The organism is Shinella sp. G-2 (genome assembly GCF_050172695.1).
Taxonomy (GTDB): Bacteria; Pseudomonadota; Alphaproteobacteria; order Rhizobiales; family Rhizobiaceae; genus Shinella.
Window position 1 is genome coordinate 132,293 of the sequence record NZ_JBBEYH010000004.1, and the last position, 17,438, is coordinate 149,730.

Here is a 17,438-nt window from a genome sequence, read left to right on the forward strand (position 1 = left end):
AGCGCCGCGCCAGATTTCACTCTACCACTATTCCGCCGCCTCCCGCAGCACCGTCGAAAGCTGGGTCAGCCAGGCCCGCATGGATGCGGGGCGGACGGGCTTGTTCTGAACGAGGATCGTGTCCCGCTCGGCTTCGGCGCGCACGTCGGGCGTGCGGTCGGCGGTGACGAGCAGCGCCGGGATGTCGCCGCCGAGCGCGGCGCGCAGCCGGCCGATGGCGGCGATGCCGGTGCCGTCGTCGAGATGGTAGTCGGCGATGACGGCATCCACCGCGGGCGGTCCGGCGGCGACCAGCGCTTCCACGCCTGCGACGGAATCGGCGAGCGTCACCGTGCAGCCCCAGCCGGTGAGCAGGAGCCGCATGCCGTCGAGGATCTTCGGCTCGTTGTCAATGCACAGCACCCGCAGGCCCTTCAGCGGCTCGTCGCTGACCGGCACAGTGGCCGGCTGGTCTGCGACGTGGCGGCTTGCCGCCATGTCGACGGGCACGCGCACCTTGAAGCTGGTGCCCCGGCCCGGCGTCGATTGCAGCTCGACGGGATGGGAGAGCACGCGGGAAATGCGGTCGACGATGGAAAGCCCGAGCCCGAGGCCCGGCGCGGTGCGGGCGCCTTCGTCGAGGCGGGCGAATTCCTTGAAGACCGTGCGGAACTTGGAGGCGGGAATGCCGATGCCCGAATCGAGCACCTGGATGACGGCCTGCCCGCCCTTGCGCCGCACGCCCACCAGCACCTTGCCGGAATTCGTGTACTTGATGGCGTTCGAGACGAGGTTCTGCACGACGCGGCGCAGGAGGTTCGGATCGGTGCGGATGGCGAGCGAAGAGGAGAGCACCGTGAATTTCAGGTTCTTCGCCCGTGCGATGGGCGCGAAATCGGTCTCGATGCGCTTCAGAAGGTCTTTCAGGGCGACGGTTTGCACGCGGGGTTTCATCGCGCCGGTATCGAGGCGGGAAATATCGAGCACGGCGCCGAGGATCGCTTCCACCGATTCCAGCGAGGAATCGATATTGTGCACCATGTCGCGATTTTCCGTCTCGCCCAGCCGCTCGACCAGCGAGGAGGAGTAGAGGCGTGCGGCATTGAGCGGCTGGAGGATGTCGTGGCCGGCGGCGGCGAAGAAGCGCGTCTTGCTGATATTGGCTTCTTCGGCGGCCGCGCGCGCTTCGGCCAGCTCGGTGTTGACGCGGGTGAGTTCGGCGGTGCGCTCGGCGACACGCTGTTCCAGCGTCTCGTTGACCTGCTTGAGGGCGCGGTCGGAGGCGACGCGGTCGGTGATGTCGGTATAGGTGGAGACGAAGCCTTTTTCCGGCATGGCGTTGGTGCGGATTTCGATGATGCGCTCGCCGCCCGCCAGCACCAGCGCGAAGGGTTCGTCGAAGGTCATGGTGCGGGTGATGGCCGCCGCGCGGTCCTCTTCCGCAATGTCGCCGCGCTCGATGAGGATGTCGACGATATCGACCAGCGGAAAACCGACCTGGCCGACATATTCCGGCAGCTCCAGAAGCTGGCGGAAGCGGCGGTTCCAGACGGTGAGGTTGCCCTCGCTGTCGAAGACGGCGATGCCCTGGTCCATCTGGCCGAGCGCGGTCTGCAGCATGTCCTGATTGTATTGCAGCGCCTCGCTGGCCTGGTCGAGCAGCCAGTCGGTGTCGGCGGGCGTGTCGTCGATGCGCTGCAGCACCAGCGAGAGCACGAGGCGGGCGGAGGAGGAGCCGATGGCGCTGCCGAGCAACTGTTCGGAGAAGTGCACGATGGCGGCGTCCGCCGGGGCGTTGTCCTCCAGCCAGCGGCCAACCTGCCGCTCATAGGTATGGAAGGAACGCTGCATGCGCTCCTCGCCGAGATATTTGGCGATGGTGGTCTTGAGGTCGCGCACGGTGACCTTGGTGCGGCGGCCGCGGAAGGCGCGTTCGAGCCTCGGCTTGGAGCGGATGAAGGTGCCGGCCTGCAGACGCTCCAGCGATGTCGGGTTGCGCGTCAGGGACCCGATCACATAGGCGCCGATATTCACCATCATGGCGAGCAGGGTTGCGTTGACCAGCGGGTCGGCGTTCTCGCCGGTGAAGACGGTGGAACCGGGAAAGAGGAAGCCGAGAACGGTTTCGGCGACATAGGCATTGTCGGCGACGCCGATGCTGGGCAGGAAAAGCAGATAGGCCCAGACGACGAGGCCGCAGATCATGCCGGCCATGGCGCCGCGGGCATTGGCGTTGCGCCAGAAGAGGCCGCCGAGCAGGGTGGGGGCGACCTGCGCCACCGCGGCGAAGGCGAGAAGACCCATCGAGGCGAGCCCGGCATTGGCCGTCGCGGCGCGATAGTAGGCGTAACCGAGCAGCAGCACGAAGAAGATGGCGAGCCGGCGGATGCGCAGCAGCATGCGCGACAGGTCGTCCTGCTGTTCGACGCCGCCGATGAGGTTGCGGCGCAGCACGACGGGAATGACGATGTCGTTCGACACCATGATGGAAAGCGCAACCGAGGCGACGATGACCATGGCGGTGGCGGCGGAAAAGCCGCCGATGAAGGCGATCAGCGTCAGCAGCGGCTGATCGAGCGCGAAGGGCAGGGTCAGCACATAGAGGTCGGCATCGCCCGCGCCGTTGAAGGTCATGACGCCGCCGATGGCGACGGGCAGCACGAAGAGGTTGATGGCGATGAGGTAGAGCGGGAAGAGGATGCCCGCCGTGCGCAATTCGCCGGCCGTGCGGTTTTCCACCACCGTGACGTGGAACTGGCGCGGCAGCATGACGATGGCGAAGGCCGAGAGCACGATGAGCAGGATCCAGCGCGCTATCGGCGTCTCGTAGCTCAGCGACTGCATGACGCGCGTGTTTTCCGCCGCGCGCTGCCAGAGATCGCCCGGCCCGTCGAACATGAAATAGATCACGTAGATGCCGACCGAGGCGATGGCGACGAGCTTGACCAGCGATTCCATCGCGATGGCGAGGATGAGGCCGTTCTGGTGCTCGGTCGCATCGGTGTGGCGCGTGCCGAAGACAATGGCGAAGCAGGCAAGGAAGAGGGTGACGACGAGCGGCAGGTCGACGAGCCCGCCCGACGCGTTGATGCCGAAGCCGGTCGTGTCGACCATGGCCGCGACGGAGCTGGACACGGCCTTCAGTTGAAGGGCGATGTAGGGGATGTAGCCGATCAGCGAGATCAGCGCGACGACGGCGGCGACGCCGGGATTCTTGCCGTAGCGGGCGGCGACGAAATCGGCGATCGAGGTGAGGCGCTCGGACTTGGCCAGCGTCACGATGCGGCGGATGAGCGGCATGCCGAAGGTGAACATCAGGATGGGGCCGATATAGATGCCGGCGAATTCCAGCCCGTGGGTGGTCGCCAGACCCACACCGCCGAAATAGGTCCAGGACGTGCAGTAGATCGCAAGGCTCAGGGCATAGACGAGCGGGCGGCCCTTTGCGGCGCGCTCGGAGCCCCTTGCCTTGCGGTCGCCGTAGCTTGCGACTGCGAAGAGCAGCAGCAGATAGGCGAGCGCCAGGGCGAATATCAGCGAGCCCGGCATGCTTCCTCCCGCAGTCCTTCGGCCTTGGTCTTTCGACCGTGTCGAGGAGAGAATAGGCCAAAGCGAAGGGGAAGGAAATTGCGCCGAAGGTCGGGGGTGAAATGCTTTCTGTAGAAACCCCTAAATATTGACGGAGCACAGTTTCTTCCTGCGAAAAACTGCACTAGGTTGCTTTTGCGTCGCAGCAATAGGAGAGGCTTATGCTCAACGAGTTCAAGGCGTTCATCGCCCGCGGCAATGTCATGGACCTTGCGGTGGGTGTCATCATCGGTGCAGCCTTCAACAAGATCGTCGAATCCATCGTCAACGACCTCGTCATGCCCGTCGTCGGCGCCTTGACCGGTGGCGGTTTCGACTTTTCCAACTATTTCATCGCGCTGTCGGGCAATGTGACGGCCACGTCGCTTGCCGCCGCCCGCGAACAGGGCGCGGTCTTCGCCTACGGCAACTTCGTCACCGTGCTCATCAACTTCCTCATCCTCGCCTGGATCATCTTCCTGATGATCAAGGGTGTGAACCGCATGCGCGCGTCGCTGGAGAAGGAAAAGGCAGCCGGTGCCGCCGAACCCGCGCCGCCGCCGGAAGACGTGCTGCTGCTGACGGAAATCCGCGACCTCCTCAAGAGCCGTCCGGCGGTCTGAGGTTTTCGACCTGTCGAAAGGAGCCTCGCCGTCTGCGGCGGGGCTCTTTCTTTTTCCAAAAATGCCATTTCATAACGTCAGCATTGCCGAGGGGCGACGATGGGAACCGAAAAACAAAGACTGAACTACGTGTTGTTCCTCATCGCCGGGGCGGGGCTCGTGAGCGTCGTTCGCGCGATGACGCTGTCCTTCCTTGCCATCAAGCTGCAGCAGTCCTTCGGCCTCGGGCCGGCGATGATCGGCTTGCTTCTGGGCGTCGGCCCGCTGGTGGGCGCCGTCGTTGCGCCTTTCGCGGGGTCCCTGTCGGACAAGGTGGGGCGTACGACCGTGTTGACGCTCACGCTGCTTTCCATGGCGCTCGCGCTTGTCGGGATGGGGATGGCCGAAACGGTCTTCGCCTTCTGCCTTGCCCAGGTCGTCGCGGCTGTTGCAGTCGCGATCAACGAACCGGTCTCGCGCGCCCTGATGAGCGACGTTTGCCCGGAACGCCTGCGCCTCAAATATTTCTCCTGGCGGTACACGGCGATCAATTTCGGCTTCGCCGTCGGCCCGCTGATCGGGATTGCGGCGGGCGCCGCGTCCACGACGCTTTTCATCATTGCCGGCGTCGTTTACGCGCTGTTCGCGCTTGCCCTGCACCTGTGGAAGGTGCCGGTGTCCCAATCCGCAGGCGCGCATGCCGCCGCGCCGCGGGTCTCCGTCCTGCAGAGCATCAGGATGGCGATCCGCGATCCCCGCCTTGCCTTCTTCGTCGGCGGCGGCACCCTGCTGATCGCCGTCTACGGCCAGTGGTCCGCGACGCTCGCGCCCTATCTTGCGGACAATATCGCCGGCGGCGTCGAGATCTTCGCCTATCTGGTTTCCGTCAACGGCGCCGTCGTCCTCCTGGGCAATCCGTTTGCCCGCCGCTTCATCGAGCGCGCCGGCGCGCTGAATGCGCTGGTGATCGGCTGCGTGCTCTTCCTTGTCGGCGAACTCGGCTTCCTGGCCTCGGCGGGCCTGTGGGGCCTGGCGCTGTCGATGGTCGTTTTCACCATCGGGGAAATTCTGGTCGTTCCCTCGGAATATATGCTGGTGGACGGCATCGCGAACGACCGCAACCGCGGCAGCTATTTCGGCGCGCATTCCTTCTCGACCATCGGCAATTTCGTCGGCCCGACGATGGGCGGCCTCATGCTGGGCGCCTTCGGCGGCGCCGGCATGTTCCTGCTGTTCGCGGGCTTTGCGATCCTCAGCGCCGTCCTGTTCGCCGTCGGTACGCGCATGCCGCCGCCGAAGGCATCCGTCGCGCGCGCACCGGCCGGTGCGTCGGAAGGTGCGACCGGCCCGCATCTTCGCGGCGTCTATGCCTGATGCCTCCCCGATCCTGCCGCTGCTCTCGGGGCTGCGGCAGGATGATGTCGTGACTAGGCCGTTGCGCCGGCCGTCCGGGTCTGGTGGATCTCGATGAGGCTCGGACCCTTGCGCCCGCCCGCCCGTTCCATGGCGGCCGGCAGATCGCGCACGTCGGCGAGGCGCTCGGAGGGCACGCCGTAGGCGGTGCCGATGGCGATGAAATCGGGGGCGGAGGGTTTGACGCCTTCCGGGGTGATCCCAGCATCGACCATGTAATTCTCGATCTCCTGATAGCCGTCATTGTTCCAGACGAGGAAGATCACGCGGGCTTCCGCGTCCGCGGCCGAGCCGATTTCCGACAGGGAGAACTGCAGGCCGCCGTCGCCGACGAGGCAGACGATGGGCGCGTCGGGCTCTGCAAGCGCCGCGCCGATGGCGGCGGGCGGGGCGAAGCCGAGCGCGCCGTAACCCGTTGCGGCATTGAACCAGCTGCGGGCGCGCGGTGCGTCGCAGTAATAGTTGCCGGCATAGACGGCCTGTGTCGAGTCGCCGACGATGATCGCCTTGGGCAGCGTGCGCCAGACCGCGTCAATGACACCGACCTCCGCCTGCATCTTCGCCGTCAGCTCGTTCCATGCGCCCTTGCGGGCGGCCTCGGCGCGCGGGGCGCCATTGCCGATGGCCTTGTGCCCCTCGAGGAAGCCGAGCATGCCAGCGGCGGCCGTCTTCGCACTGGAGAAGATGGAAAGGCCGGTCTGCGGCGTGCGGGCGAGCTGGGCGGCGTCGATATCGATGCGGATCAGCGATTTCAGGCGCGGGAAGCCGCCATCGACATTGATGTCGTAATCCGTCGGGCCGAATTCGGTGCCGAAGGCGACGACGAGGTCGGCATCGGACAGAAGCCGGCGCACGGCCTTGAGGCTGGGGCTGGCGGGCACGCGCAGCGGATGGCCGGCCAGCATGCCGCGGCCGTTGACCGTGGTGACGACGGGTGCGCCGAGCCGCTCGGCGAGCGCCCGGATTTCCTCTTCCGCCGTGATCGCGCCGCCGCCGGCCAGGATGACCGGGCGCGAGGCATTGGTGCACAGGATGGCGGCGCGCTGCAGCGTCTCCGCATCGGCGCGCGGGCGCGTGGCGACGGCGGCCGGGAAGCTGCCGGTCTCGATGGGCTTGGCCATCACGTCCGTCGGTATTTCGATATGGACCGGGCCGGGGCGGCCGGAGAGCAGCACGGCGAAGGCGCGCTCGACGACGAGCGGCAGGTCGGCGGGGTTGAGCAGGGTATGGGAATAGAGCGCCAGCGTCTTCATCATGCCCTGCTGGTCCGGCAGTTCATGCAGCAGGCCGCGGCCATGGCCGAGCGAATCGCGCTTGTTGACGCCGGAAATGACCAGCATGGGCACGGAATCCTGCCGCGCCTGCGCCATCGCCGTGATGGTGTTGGTCAGGCCCGGGCCGGTGATGACGAGGGCGACGCCCGGCTTGCCGGAAACGCGCGCATAGCCGTCCGCCATGAAGCCGGCGCCCTGCTCGTGGCGCGGCGTGATATGGCGGATCTTCGAGGCGGCAAGGCCCCGGTAGAGCTCGACCGTGTGCACGCCCGGAATGCCGAACACCACCTCGACGCCGTTCGCCTCCAGGAGATCGACGAGAACTTCCCCGACGGTTTTGGTGGTCATGCGCAACGCTCCTTCGGGCTGGTGGATCGGGCGGCGAGCGCGGCGATGCGCCGGCAGGCCTCGTCGATATGGGCATCGGGTACGGTGAGGCTGAGACGGATGAAGCCCGCAGCCTGCTCGCCGAAGGACGAGCCGGGCATGACGGCGATATGCTCTTCGCGCAGCAGCGCCCAGGCGAAATCCTCGCCGCTCATGCCGGTGGCCGAGACGTCGACGACGATGAACATGCCGGCCTCCGGCGGCAGCGGCACGAGGCCGGGCGCGCGGGCGAGCGCGGCGGCAAAGCGCGCGGCGCGGGCCTTGTAGGTCTCGCGCATCGTGGCAGCGGTGCCGATCGGATTGTCGAGCGCATGGGCGGTCATGTCGGCGATGAAGGGCTGGCCGCCGAACAGCATGGTCTCGGAGACGGAGAGCAGACGCGTGCAGAATTCTTCCGGGCCGACCGCCCAGCCGCTGCGGAAGCCCGGCGCGGCATGGGACTTGGAGATGGAGGAAACGACGACGGTGCGTTCGGCAAGGTCCGGATTGTCGAAGGGCGAGGCGAAGCTGCCGTGGAAGACGAGCTGTTCGTAGACCTCGTCGCAGACGATCCAGAGATCGTGCTTGCGGCAGATGGCGCCGATCTCGGCGATTTCCGCATCCGTCAGCACGGCGCCGGTCGGATTGTGCGGCGTGTTGAGCAGAAGCACGCGGCAGGCGGGCGTGATGGCGGCCTCAAGATCGGCGGCCTTCATGTGGAAACCGTTTTCCGGGCGCAGCGGCACGGTGATGCACTCTGCGCCGGTCGAGCGGATGACGCCTTCGTAACTGGCATAGAGCGGGTCCCCGACGAGCACGGCATCGCCCGCCTCCACGAGGCCGAGCATGACGGCGAAGAGCGCGGTCTGGGTGCCCGGGAAGCAGAGCACGTTCTCGGCGGTGACGCTATCGCGGCGCTTCCTGTACTTGCGCACCAGCGCCTCGACGATGGAGGGCTCGCCCCGGCCGTTGGAATAGCGGTAGCGGCCGGCATGCATGGCGCGCACCGCTTCCGCCAGGAGTGTCGGGTCCGGCGGCACGTCCGGCTCGCCGATGGTGAGCTCGATGATCGGCTTGCCTTCGGCCTTCATGCGCCGCGCTTCGGCGTGGATGGCCCATTTCTCGGAACCGAGAGACTGGAGCCGGTCTGTGATGGATGCGTAGCGCATGGCGTTCTCCGCGGGTGATTGGATCAGGGTTTAGCTGTCGGCGCGCGTGGCGTCGACCGGCTTGAAGCGAAGCCCCAGGAGGGTTTCGATCGAGGTGAGCGCGATGTCGACCAGCTCGCGCTCGCCGAACAATTCGCCGGCAAGGCAGCCTTCCAGCCACAGGCCGTCGAGAAGGCCGTTGATGGCGATGGCCAGATGCCGGCAGCGTTCCGGCGAGGCATCAAGGCCGCGCTCCGTGAAGAAGTCGGCGAGCAGCGCCTCGAGCGAATTGCGGAAGCTGAGATAGCCTTCGCGGTGGATCGCGGCGAGGTCCGGATCGACGCTGACGCGGCTGATGAACGAGGCCCAGAGCGAGAGGCTGCGGCTGTTGGCGACCGGTTCCGTCAGGTTGATGGTGATGAAATCGACCAGCCGCGTCTCCGGATCGCCCGTCACCCGCTCGGCCTTTTCGGTCAGCCGGGCGATGACGATGCGGTAGGCCTCCTGGAGGATATGCTCCTTGGACTGGAAATAGTGCCGGATGAGGCCCGCCGTCACCCCCGCCTTGATGGCGATCTGCCGGACCGTCGCACCCTCGAGGCCGTATTCGGCGATGCAGTCGAGCGTCGCCTCGATCAGGTCGTGGCGGCGTTCGGCTTCGGGGGCGCGATGGAAGGTCCGGCGGGCCATCGTTCCTCCGTTACGCGGCGCGGCGCAGCACCGGCCGCGTCAGGCAGGTCGGGCCGCCCTCGCAGGCGATGCAGAGCGCGTCGGCCTCGAAGGTCTGGACCGTGCAGCCGGCGGCTTCCATCGCCGCCCTGGTTGCTGGGAAGCCTTCCACCATGATGACCTCGTAGGGCTTCATCGGCAGCACGTTCAGCGACAGGCCGTTGCTGGCGTGGAATTCGTCGGCCGGGGCCTCGATGAGCTGGATGCCGCGTTTCTTGAGCAACTGGTAGAAGGCGGCCGGTAGCAGCGGCGCGAAGACGAGCGCGAGGTTTTCCGCCAGCGGGCTCATCACGCTCATCAGGTGAAGGCAGGCTTCCTCGCCATGCCAGAGCGGCAGGTCGTAGGCGAGCACGGTGACGCCGTGGGGGGCGAGGATCGCCGAAATCTGGTCGATGCCTTCCTGGTTGGTGCGCACGCCGCGGCCGATGACCAGCGTTTTGGCGTCGAGCCAGATGCAATCGCCGCCCTCGACGGTGCCGGGCGCCTCGATACGGCCGAGGATCGGGATCTGGCGTTCGGCGTAGGCTTTCTCATGCAGGGCCGTCTCGGCGACGCGCAGCGGCTTGCCCATGCGCAGAAGGATCGCGCCATGGTCGGACATCAGCGACGGGTCATGGGTGAACATGGCGTCGGCGAGGCCGTCGCCGGCATCCTCAAGCCAGATGATTTCGGTGCCGGATTTTTCCACGAGGTCCGCAAAGGCCTTGTACTGGTGGACGGCGCGCGGGCCGTCGAAGGTCGGGCCGTAGTGCCACCTGGCAGGATCGGCGGCCCTCAGGCTTTCGCCGGGGCGGCGCATCAGCACGCGCTTCAGGGGGGCCGACATTTCCTGCGAACCGTAGGCGGTCATTCCATGCTCCTTGAAGAAATTCGTCTTGGGCGGGCGCTGCCGGAAAAGTCGGCGATGACGCTATTATACGCTTGAACAATTTCTTAACAAGTGCCACGATGCTTTCAACAAGACGAACGACGGGCCGAAGATGCCCGCGGGAACATTGGAAAACAGGGGAATTTGGCATGCATCATGCATCGATTTTCCGCGCGCTGGAGACATCTCCGCGATGACGGAACGCGCCGAGGCAATCGCGGTCACGGACCTGCACAAGCGCTTCGGACCGCTCGAGGTTCTCAAGGGCGTATCGCTCACCGCGCATGAGGGCGACGTCATCGCCATCATCGGCGGTTCGGGCTCGGGCAAGTCGACCTTCCTTCGCTGCATCAACATGCTGGAATTGCCGAGCGCCGGCTCGGTGACGATCCACGGCGAGACCATCGCCATGAAGCAGGACGGCCATGGCGGCATGATGCCGGCCGACCGCAAGCAGGTGCAGCGCATCCGCTCGCGTCTCGGCATGGTGTTCCAGAGCTTCAATCTCTGGCAGCACATGACCATCCTGGAAAACGTCATCGAGGCGCCGGTGCACGTGCTCGGCGTGAGGAAGGACGAGGCGGTGGACCGGGCCGAAGCCCTCCTGCGCCGCGTCGGGCTCCACGAGAAGCGCGATGCCTATCCCGCCTTCCTGTCCGGTGGCCAGCAGCAGCGCGCGGCCATCGCCCGGGCGCTCGCCATTCAGCCCCATGTCATGCTCTTCGACGAGCCGACTTCCGCGCTCGACCCGGAACTGGTCGGCGAGGTGCTCTCCGTCATCGGCGATCTCGCCAAGGAAAAGCGCACCATGATCCTCGTCACGCACGAGATGAAGTTCGCGCGCAACGTGGCGAGCCATGTCGTGTTCCTGGCCGGCGGCCTCATCGAGGAACAGGGCCCGCCGGACGAGATTTTCGGCGCGCCGAAATCGGAGCGGCTGAAGAAGTTCATCAGCTCCATCCACTGAGAACCATAAGACCAACAGAGGGAAGATCATGAAGAGTGCCTTGAAGACAATCGCCCTTGCCGCAGCGATCGGCCTTGCCGCGATCAGCGGTGCGGCGGCCCAGCAGGTCCGCGTCGGCTTCGCCGCCGAGCCCTATCCGCCCTTCACCTCGCCGGACGCCTCGGGCAACTGGGAAGGCTGGGAAGTGGACTTCATGAAGGCGATCTGTGCCGAAGCCAAGCTCGACTGCGTCATCACGCCCGTCGCCTGGGACGGCATCATCCCGGCGCTGACGACCAACAAGATCGACATGATCATCGGCTCGATGTCGATCACGCCGGAGCGCCAGCAGACCATCGACTTCTCCGACAAGTACTACAACTCGCCTCCGGGCATTCTCGGCGCCAAGGACGTCAAGTTCGACGCGACGCCGGAAGGCCTTGCCGGCAAGACGCTCGGCGTGCAGGTGGCGACCATCCACCAGGTCTATGCCAACAAGTACTTCGCGCCCGCCGGCGTGACCGTCAAGGAATACCAGACGCAGGACGAGGCCAACAACGACCTCGCCGCCGGCCGTATCGACGCGGTGCAGGCGGACTCCATCGCGCTCAGCGACTTCGCCAAGACCGAACAGGGCGCCTGCTGCGACCTGAAGGGCACCGTGAAGGACGATCCGGAAATCCTCGGCCTCGGCGTCGGCGTCGGCCTGCGCAAGGGCGAGACGGAGCTGAAGGACAAGATCAACGCCGCGATCAAGGCGATCCGCGAGAACGGCACCTACGACACCTTCTCGAAGAAGTATTTCGACTTCGACATCTACGGCGGCTGATCGCTGGCGGGACGGCCGCCTCGCGGCTGCGCCTTTGCTTTGACCCTCTCCCCGTCGGCGGGGAGAGGGAACCTGCCCCGGCCGGACGGCAACGTTCCAAGGCGGGGCGGCATATCCCTTCTTCCGCCTGCGGAAGGAGGGGACCGGCAGGCCGGATGAGGGGCAGGGCAGCAAGGCCGGCCGCTCGCGCGGCAGAAGGATATCGGCACTCATCGCCGCACGACGGAAGGAAAGCGAAACCCATGGCCGATGCCGGATCGCTGATCAACTGGAGCCTGCTTGCCCTCGAACCACCCGGCTGGGGCGGCGTGCTTCTGGCAGGGCTTTGGAACTCCATCCAGATCGCCATCGGCGGCTACGGGCTCGGCCTCATCCTCGGCACCGGCGGGGCGATGGGCAAACTCTACGGCGGCCCCGTCACCAAGGACCTGCTCGAAGTCTATACGACGCTGGTGCGGGCGGTGCCCGAACTCGTGCTGATCCTCATTCTCTATTATGCCGGTACGGACGTGCTGAACCAGATCTCCGCCGCCTTCGGCTGGGGCGTGGTCGATATCAGCGGCCTCGCGGCGGGCATCTTCGTCATCGGTGTGGTGCAGGGCGCCTATTCCACCGAGGTCATCCGCGGGGCGATCAAGGCGGTGCCGGCGGGGCAGATCGAGGCGGCGCGCGCCTATGGCATGTCGCCGATACAGATCATGCGCCGCGTCACGCTGCCGGCGATGCTGCCGCACGCCATTCCCGGTCTTTCCAATCTCTGGCTGATCGCCACCAAGGACACGGCGCTGCTCGCCGTCGTCGGCTTCAGCGAGCTGACGCTCGTCACCCGCCAGGCGGCGGGCAGCACCAAGGCCTATCTGCTCTTCTTCTGCGCGGCGGGCGTGCTCTACCTGACGATCACGCTGCTCTCGAACGTGTTGATCGGTTTCATTGAGCGCCACTACCGGCGCGGCATGACGAGGCCGGCATGATGAGCGAGCAAACCGTTTCCGCCATGGCGCTGACCGAGCTGCCGTCCAGAAAGAGCTTCTTCAAGCCGCACCGCATCGTGTTGATGGCGATCGCCGCCATCCTCGTCTTCTGCGTCGTCTGGTTCATGCGCTGGGACTGGGTGCCGAAATATTCCGGTCGCCTTGCCTATGGCGTCGGCGTGTCGCTGCTGATGCTGTTCAGCACCTCGTTCCTCGGCTTCCTGCTCGCCGTGCCCATCGGGCTCGTGCAGGTGACGGGGCCGTGGCCGCTGAAAATGCTGGCGAAGGTCTTCTGCACCGTCATCCGCGGCACGCCGCTGCTGCTGCAGCTCTGGCTGCTCTATTATGGCCTCGGCTCGCTCTTCCCGCAGTTCCCCGGCATCCGCAGCTCCTTCCTCTGGCCCTATCTGCGCGAGGCCTGGCCCTACGGCGTGGCGGCGCTGACCATTTCCTTCGCCGCCTATGAGGGCGAGGTGATGCGTGGCGCCTTTGCCGGCGTGCCCTCGGGCGAGCTGGAGGCGGCGCGCGCCTATGGCATGAGCCCCTTCACCATGTTCCGCCGCATCTGGCTGCCGCGCGCCGTGCACCGTGCGCTGCCGACGCTGAACGGCGAGACCGTGCTGCAGCTCAAATCGACGCCGCTGGTTGCGACCATCACCGTCATCGACGTCTATGCCGTCATCTCCAAGGTGCGGCAGGAAACCTACATTACCTACGAGCCGCTGCTGCTGCTGGCGCTCATCTATCTTTGCCTGACCGCCATCCTGGTGGTCGCCTTCCGCTATTTCGAAAGCAAGATTCCAACGCGCGGCGCGTAAAAGGAAATTAACATGACGATCCATTCGACCCTCCTCAACTCCATGCCCGAAATGGTGGCGATCCGCCGGGACCTGCACGAGCACCCGGAACTGGGCCTTGAAGAGGTGCGCACGTCCGATGTCATCGCCCGTCACCTGGAAAGCTACGGCTATACGGTCTCGCGCGGCCTTGCGAAGACCGGCCTCGTCGCCACGCTGACGAACGGCACGGGCCGCCGGTCCATCGGCATCCGCGCCGATATCGATGCGCTGCCGATCCTCGAGGAGACCGGCCTTCCCTATGCCAGCAAGACGCCGGGCAAGATGCATGCCTGCGGCCATGACGGACACACGACCATGCTGCTGGGGGCGGCCAAGGCCATTGCCGAACGGCGCAATTTCGACGGCACGGTGCATCTGATCTTCCAGCCGGCGGAGGAGAATTTCGGCGGGGCGAAGATCATGGTGGAGGAGGGACTGTTCGATCGCTTCCCCTGCGACGCCGTCTTCGCGCTTCACAACGAGCCGGGCCTGCCCTTCGGTCAGTTCGCGCTGCGCGAAGGCCCGATCATGGCGGCGGTGGACGAGGCGCGCATCACGGTCAACGGCGTCGGCGGCCATGGCGCGGAGCCGCAGGAGACCTCCGACCCCATCGTCTGCGGCGCCTCCATCGTCATGGCCCTGCAGACCATCGTCTCGCGCAACATCCATCCGCTCGATCCGACGGTGGTGACGGTCGGCTCGTTCCATTCGGGGTCGGCCAGCAACATCATCCCGAGCCGGGCAGAAATCGTCGTCGGCATCCGCTCCTTCGATGCGGGCGTGCGCGACGAACTGGAGCGCCGCATCCGCCTCATCGCCGAGCGGCAGGCGGAAAGCTACGGCATGAGCGCGACCGTCAACTACCAGCGCTTCTACGACGCGACGGTCAACCACAAGGCGGAAACCGATCTCGTGCGCGACCTCGCGGTCCGCTTTGCCGGCGCGGACAAGGTGGTCGACCTTGCGCGGCCCTTCATGGGCAGCGAGGATTTCGCCTATATGTTGAAGGAACGGCCGGGCACCTATTTCTTCCTCGGCGGCAAGAGCGGCGAGAACGACCATTCGCTGCATCACCCGGCCTATAATTTCAACGACGACCTCCTGCCGGTCGGCGCCGCCTTCTGGACGGAACTGACGGAACACTACCTTCGGGCCGCCTGAGTCGGCCCGGAACGGGGAATCGCGCGTCGCCTTCGCCGATGGAGGCACGCGCGGACGTGACTTTTGTCATGGTTTCGTCACAATTCAGATCACGCCGGACCGGGTTTTGTGACGAAATTTTTGAGCGTCACACATTCGTGAAACTCTTGAAATCGGTCCTTCGGATTTTACCGCCACAATTCCTAATGCAGCGGGTTGTAGCTGCATTCCTGGCGTGCGCCTGCGCGGCGGCCGTTTCTGTATTCCTTTAAAATCAATGATTTGAAGTGCAGTTTCTGCGCATTCTCAAACCGTCTTCCTGGACGGTTCCCTCGCTTTTCGCGCTGACCGGTTGTGGCCCGGAACATCCATTTTCACTGTTCAAAAAACGTTGACAGTTGTTTCCAAAAGCAGACCCTTGCGTCCCACAAATTGAGGGACCATCTTTAATTCACGAAAGCGGCACACCCCGCTTCCGGAAGTCAACCAAAGGGAATGACGATGTCGGAACTGTTGAAGCGAAGAGAGCTGTGAGCGCCCCGAACTGGCCCGCCCCGGCAATCAAGCAAGACCACACCGCCGCTTCCACTGTCACATATAGGAAAGGACTACGACCATGACCAAGACCCTGAAGACCACCTTCGCCGCCGCCTTCGTTGCTGCTTCCGCCTTCGGTGCTTCCGCTGCCTTCGCCGGTGGCGACTACTACCAGGGCGTTTCGCCGGACTCGGCTCAGGTCCAGCAGCACAAGATCGACCGCTTCACCACGCAGAGCATCCACAACGGCAATGTCGTCGTGAAGGCTGCTCCGACCAGCGCTGACGTCGGCCCGGCCAACGGCGACTACTACCAGGGCGTTGCAAAGCAGCAGTAACCGCCGCTTTCCACCCAGATCCTCCCCATTGATCCAAATTCAAGGACTACGACCATGACCAAGACCCTCAAGACCACTTTCGCCGCCGCCTTCGTTGCTGCTTCTGCCTTCGGTGCTTCCGCTGCCTTCGCTGGTGGCGACTACTACCAGGGCGTTTCGCCCGACTCGGCTCAGGTCCAGCAGCACAAGATCGACCGCTTCACCACGCAGAGCATCCACAACGGCAACGTCGTCGTGAAGACTGCTCCGACCAGCGCTGACGTCGGCCCGGCCAACGGCGACTATTACCAGGGCGTCGCAAAGCAGCAGTAACGCGCTGCTTTCGACCGAAATCCTCCCAGGACTGCCCGAAATTCCCAAGACTGCAGAAACTCTCCCAAGGCTGCAGAAATTCAAGGACTAAGACCATGAGCAAGACCCTCAAGACCACCTTCGCCGCTGCCTTCGTTGCTGCTTCCGCCTTCGGCGCCTCCGCCGCCTTTGCCGGTGGTGACTACTACCAGGGCGCCTGGCCGCAGCCGGTCGCCAGCCACAGCCAGAAGATCGACCGCACGACGACGCAGAGCATCGGCAACGGCGCCGTGAAGGCCGCTCCGACCAGCGCCGACGTCGGCCCGGCCAACGGCGACTACTACCAGGGCGTCAGCAAGCACCAGTAAGTGCGGCTTCCGTTCGAAACCCTCTCAAGACTGATCCGAATTCAAGGAAAAAGACCATGACCAAGACCCTCAACACCACCTTCGCTGCCGCTCTTCTTGCCGCTTCCGTCTTCGGCGGTTCGGCTGCCCTCGCCGCCGACAACGGCGATTACTATCAGGGCGTTTCGCGCGAACAGGCCCAGGTCGTCGACCGCACGACGACGCAGAGCATCGGCAACGGCGCCGTGAAGGCCGCTCCGACGAGCGCCGAAGTCGGTCCCGCCAATGGCGACTACTACCAGGGCGTCAGCAAGGCCCGCTAACCGGCGGACCTCTGTGCACACCTCCCAAGACACATTGAAATTCCCAAGACACATTGAAATTCAAGGACTAAGACCATGACCAAGACCCTCAACACCACTGTTGCCGCCGCCCTTCTCGCCGCTTCCCTCTTCGGCGGTTCGGCTGCCTTCGCCGCCGGCAAGGGCGACTACTATCCGGGCGTTGCCCGCGAGCAGGCTCAGTCCGTCGACATGATCCGCACGCACAGCACCGGCGACCGCGTCGTCGTCGCCAATGAAACGGCTTCCAATGTCGGCCCGGCCAATGGCGACTACTACCAGGGCGTCAACCGCGACGCCCGGTAACCTGCAAACGCCCGCCCGGCGCTTGCTCGAAGCTCTCGGTGGAAACACCGGGAGCTTCGCTTGTTTTAGCGGTCGAAGACGCGGTGCGATGGCGCTTCACGTAACGTCATTCCATCCAGCTTCGCGCCAGCTTGCTTGCCTAGGTTCCGCCTCGGCCAGCATGCAGGCCCGCAGGCGAAAGACAGGACCGCACCCTCCTTTTGCCTAACCCCCGGGCCTGCATGTGGCCTTGCGCCTTGCGACACCTGAGCGCCTTTCCCCCCAAAGATTCCTCTGCTATCCGATGGCCGACACAGGAGACCGGAATGGCGAAGACTGCGGCAGACTGCACGACGATGGCGGACATCCGGGAAAACATCGACCGGATCGACCGTGCGCTGATGGCGCTCTTTGCCGAGCGCTGGAGCTTCATCGGCCGCGCCGCCGAGATCAAGGCCGGGCTCGGCATTCCCGCCGACGTGCCGGAGCGGGTGCGGCAGGTGCGCGACAACGCGCACCGCAACGCCGAGGCCGAAGGCCTCGACGGCGCGTTCTACGAGGATATCTGGGCGCGGCTCATCGCCCACGCCATCGCGCATGAAAAGACGCTGCTCGGCGAACCGTAAGCG

General features: G+C 65.3%; 18 protein-coding genes. 13 read left to right on the forward strand and 5 right to left on the reverse strand.

The annotated features are described in order from the left end of the window. Positions 1-27 precede the first annotated feature (27 nt). Positions 28-3,528 carry a hybrid sensor histidine kinase/response regulator gene (locus V8U06_RS09690; RefSeq protein ID WP_427140464.1) on the reverse strand — a complete coding sequence of 1,167 codons (3,501 nt, stop codon included), beginning with the start codon at positions 3,526-3,528 and terminating at the stop codon, positions 28-30. Positions 3,529-3,728: 200 nt separating this feature from the next. On the opposite strand from V8U06_RS09690, the gene mscL reads away from it, so the two are divergent. Continuing rightward, positions 3,729-4,169 carry a large conductance mechanosensitive channel protein MscL gene (mscL, locus tag V8U06_RS09695; protein ID WP_226920542.1) on the forward strand — a complete coding sequence of 147 codons (441 nt, stop codon included), beginning with the start codon at positions 3,729-3,731 and terminating at the stop codon, positions 4,167-4,169. A 99-nt stretch (positions 4,170-4,268) separates the two neighbouring features. Next, complete coding sequence (locus V8U06_RS09700) at positions 4,269-5,522, forward strand: MFS transporter (RefSeq protein WP_427140465.1); 1,254 nt, start codon at positions 4,269-4,271, stop codon at positions 5,520-5,522. A 53-nt stretch (positions 5,523-5,575) separates the two neighbouring features. Here V8U06_RS09700 and V8U06_RS09705 read toward each other — a convergent pair whose 3' ends face one another. The 4 genes from V8U06_RS09705 to V8U06_RS09720 are packed head-to-tail and all read right to left on the reverse strand — an operon-like array spanning position 5,576 to position 9,928. After that, a complete protein-coding gene (locus V8U06_RS09705) occupies positions 5,576-7,183 on the reverse strand; it encodes a 5-guanidino-2-oxopentanoate decarboxylase (RefSeq protein WP_427140466.1) in 1,608 nt (535 codons plus the stop codon). Next, the gene (locus tag V8U06_RS09710; RefSeq protein WP_427140467.1) at positions 7,180-8,370 is read right to left on the reverse strand and encodes a pyridoxal phosphate-dependent aminotransferase; all 1,191 of its coding nucleotides are present in this window, start codon (positions 8,368-8,370) and stop codon (positions 7,180-7,182) included. The genes V8U06_RS09705 and V8U06_RS09710 overlap by 4 nt, the downstream gene beginning before the upstream one ends. A gap of 30 nt (positions 8,371-8,400) precedes the next feature. After that, on the reverse strand, positions 8,401-9,039 hold the full coding sequence (locus V8U06_RS09715) for a TetR family transcriptional regulator C-terminal domain-containing protein (protein WP_427140468.1): 639 nt from the start codon (positions 9,037-9,039) through the stop codon (positions 8,401-8,403). 10 nt (positions 9,040-9,049) lie between these two features. After that, a complete protein-coding gene (locus V8U06_RS09720; protein ID WP_427140469.1) occupies positions 9,050-9,928 on the reverse strand; it encodes a dimethylarginine dimethylaminohydrolase family protein in 879 nt (292 codons plus the stop codon). Positions 9,929-10,139: 211 nt separating this feature from the next. Here V8U06_RS09720 and V8U06_RS09725 point away from each other — a divergent pair, with 211 nt between their 5' ends. From V8U06_RS09725 to V8U06_RS09775, 11 genes are all read left to right on the forward strand, one after another. Continuing rightward, positions 10,140-10,913 carry an ABC transporter ATP-binding protein gene (locus V8U06_RS09725; protein WP_226920536.1) on the forward strand — a complete coding sequence of 258 codons (774 nt, stop codon included), beginning with the start codon at positions 10,140-10,142 and terminating at the stop codon, positions 10,911-10,913. Between the two features lie 28 nt (positions 10,914-10,941). Continuing rightward, on the forward strand, positions 10,942-11,721 hold the full coding sequence (locus tag V8U06_RS09730) for a transporter substrate-binding domain-containing protein (RefSeq protein WP_427140470.1): 780 nt from the start codon (positions 10,942-10,944) through the stop codon (positions 11,719-11,721). A gap of 242 nt (positions 11,722-11,963) precedes the next feature. Beyond that, complete coding sequence (locus V8U06_RS09735; RefSeq protein ID WP_427140471.1) at positions 11,964-12,692, forward strand: ABC transporter permease; 729 nt, start codon at positions 11,964-11,966, stop codon at positions 12,690-12,692. Beyond that, positions 12,692-13,510: an ABC transporter permease subunit gene (locus tag V8U06_RS09740; RefSeq protein WP_427140610.1), complete on the forward strand. Its 819-nt coding sequence runs from the start codon at positions 12,692-12,694 to the stop codon at positions 13,508-13,510. Before V8U06_RS09735 ends, V8U06_RS09740 begins: the two co-directional genes overlap by 1 nt. 12 nt (positions 13,511-13,522) lie before the next feature. Beyond that, positions 13,523-14,692 (forward strand): M20 aminoacylase family protein, encoded by a 1,170-nt coding sequence (locus V8U06_RS09745; protein ID WP_427140472.1) that lies wholly within the window; start codon positions 13,523-13,525, stop codon positions 14,690-14,692. A gap of 595 nt (positions 14,693-15,287) precedes the next feature. Further along, positions 15,288-15,545, forward strand: a complete 258-nt coding sequence (locus V8U06_RS09750; RefSeq protein WP_226920530.1) for a hypothetical protein — start codon at positions 15,288-15,290, stop codon at positions 15,543-15,545. Positions 15,546-15,599: 54 nt separating this feature from the next. Beyond that, positions 15,600-15,857: a hypothetical protein gene (locus tag V8U06_RS09755; RefSeq protein ID WP_427140473.1), complete on the forward strand. Its 258-nt coding sequence runs from the start codon at positions 15,600-15,602 to the stop codon at positions 15,855-15,857. A gap of 95 nt (positions 15,858-15,952) precedes the next feature. Continuing rightward, positions 15,953-16,204: a hypothetical protein gene (locus V8U06_RS09760; RefSeq protein ID WP_427140474.1), complete on the forward strand. Its 252-nt coding sequence runs from the start codon at positions 15,953-15,955 to the stop codon at positions 16,202-16,204. Between the two features lie 56 nt (positions 16,205-16,260). Further along, positions 16,261-16,506: a hypothetical protein gene (locus tag V8U06_RS09765; RefSeq protein ID WP_226920528.1), complete on the forward strand. Its 246-nt coding sequence runs from the start codon at positions 16,261-16,263 to the stop codon at positions 16,504-16,506. 75 nt (positions 16,507-16,581) lie between these two features. After that, positions 16,582-16,830, forward strand: a complete 249-nt coding sequence (locus tag V8U06_RS09770; RefSeq protein ID WP_427140475.1) for a hypothetical protein — start codon at positions 16,582-16,584, stop codon at positions 16,828-16,830. Positions 16,831-17,135: 305 nt separating this feature from the next. Then, positions 17,136-17,435 carry a chorismate mutase family protein gene (locus V8U06_RS09775; RefSeq protein WP_427140476.1) on the forward strand — a complete coding sequence of 100 codons (300 nt, stop codon included), beginning with the start codon at positions 17,136-17,138 and terminating at the stop codon, positions 17,433-17,435. Positions 17,436-17,438 lie beyond the last annotated feature (3 nt).

Coding starts and splice junctions, on each gene's coding strand:
- mscL (WP_226920542.1), top strand. CDS start 3,729: ATGCTCAACGAGTTCAAGGCGTTCATCGCCCGCGGCAATGTCATGGAC.
- V8U06_RS09725 (WP_226920536.1), top strand. CDS start 10,140: ATGACGGAACGCGCCGAGGCAATCGCGGTCACGGACCTGCACAAGCGC.
- V8U06_RS09775 (WP_427140476.1), top strand. CDS start 17,136: ATGGCGAAGACTGCGGCAGACTGCACGACGATGGCGGACATCCGGGAA.
- V8U06_RS09700 (WP_427140465.1), top strand. CDS start 4,269: ATGGGAACCGAAAAACAAAGACTGAACTACGTGTTGTTCCTCATCGCC.
- V8U06_RS09720 (WP_427140469.1), bottom strand. CDS start 9,928: ATGACCGCCTACGGTTCGCAGGAAATGTCGGCCCCCCTGAAGCGCGTG.
- V8U06_RS09710 (WP_427140467.1), bottom strand. CDS start 8,370: ATGCGCTACGCATCCATCACAGACCGGCTCCAGTCTCTCGGTTCCGAG.
- V8U06_RS09745 (WP_427140472.1), top strand. CDS start 13,523: ATGACGATCCATTCGACCCTCCTCAACTCCATGCCCGAAATGGTGGCG.
- V8U06_RS09765 (WP_226920528.1), top strand. CDS start 16,261: ATGACCAAGACCCTCAACACCACCTTCGCTGCCGCTCTTCTTGCCGCT.
- V8U06_RS09755 (WP_427140473.1), top strand. CDS start 15,600: ATGACCAAGACCCTCAAGACCACTTTCGCCGCCGCCTTCGTTGCTGCT.
- V8U06_RS09750 (WP_226920530.1), top strand. CDS start 15,288: ATGACCAAGACCCTGAAGACCACCTTCGCCGCCGCCTTCGTTGCTGCT.
- V8U06_RS09715 (WP_427140468.1), bottom strand. CDS start 9,039: ATGGCCCGCCGGACCTTCCATCGCGCCCCCGAAGCCGAACGCCGCCAC.
- V8U06_RS09735 (WP_427140471.1), top strand. CDS start 11,964: ATGGCCGATGCCGGATCGCTGATCAACTGGAGCCTGCTTGCCCTCGAA.
- V8U06_RS09760 (WP_427140474.1), top strand. CDS start 15,953: ATGAGCAAGACCCTCAAGACCACCTTCGCCGCTGCCTTCGTTGCTGCT.
- V8U06_RS09770 (WP_427140475.1), top strand. CDS start 16,582: ATGACCAAGACCCTCAACACCACTGTTGCCGCCGCCCTTCTCGCCGCT.
- V8U06_RS09730 (WP_427140470.1), top strand. CDS start 10,942: ATGAAGAGTGCCTTGAAGACAATCGCCCTTGCCGCAGCGATCGGCCTT.
- V8U06_RS09705 (WP_427140466.1), bottom strand. CDS start 7,183: ATGACCACCAAAACCGTCGGGGAAGTTCTCGTCGATCTCCTGGAGGCG.
- V8U06_RS09690 (WP_427140464.1), bottom strand. CDS start 3,528: ATGCCGGGCTCGCTGATATTCGCCCTGGCGCTCGCCTATCTGCTGCTG.
- V8U06_RS09740 (WP_427140610.1), top strand. CDS start 12,692: ATGAGCGAGCAAACCGTTTCCGCCATGGCGCTGACCGAGCTGCCGTCC.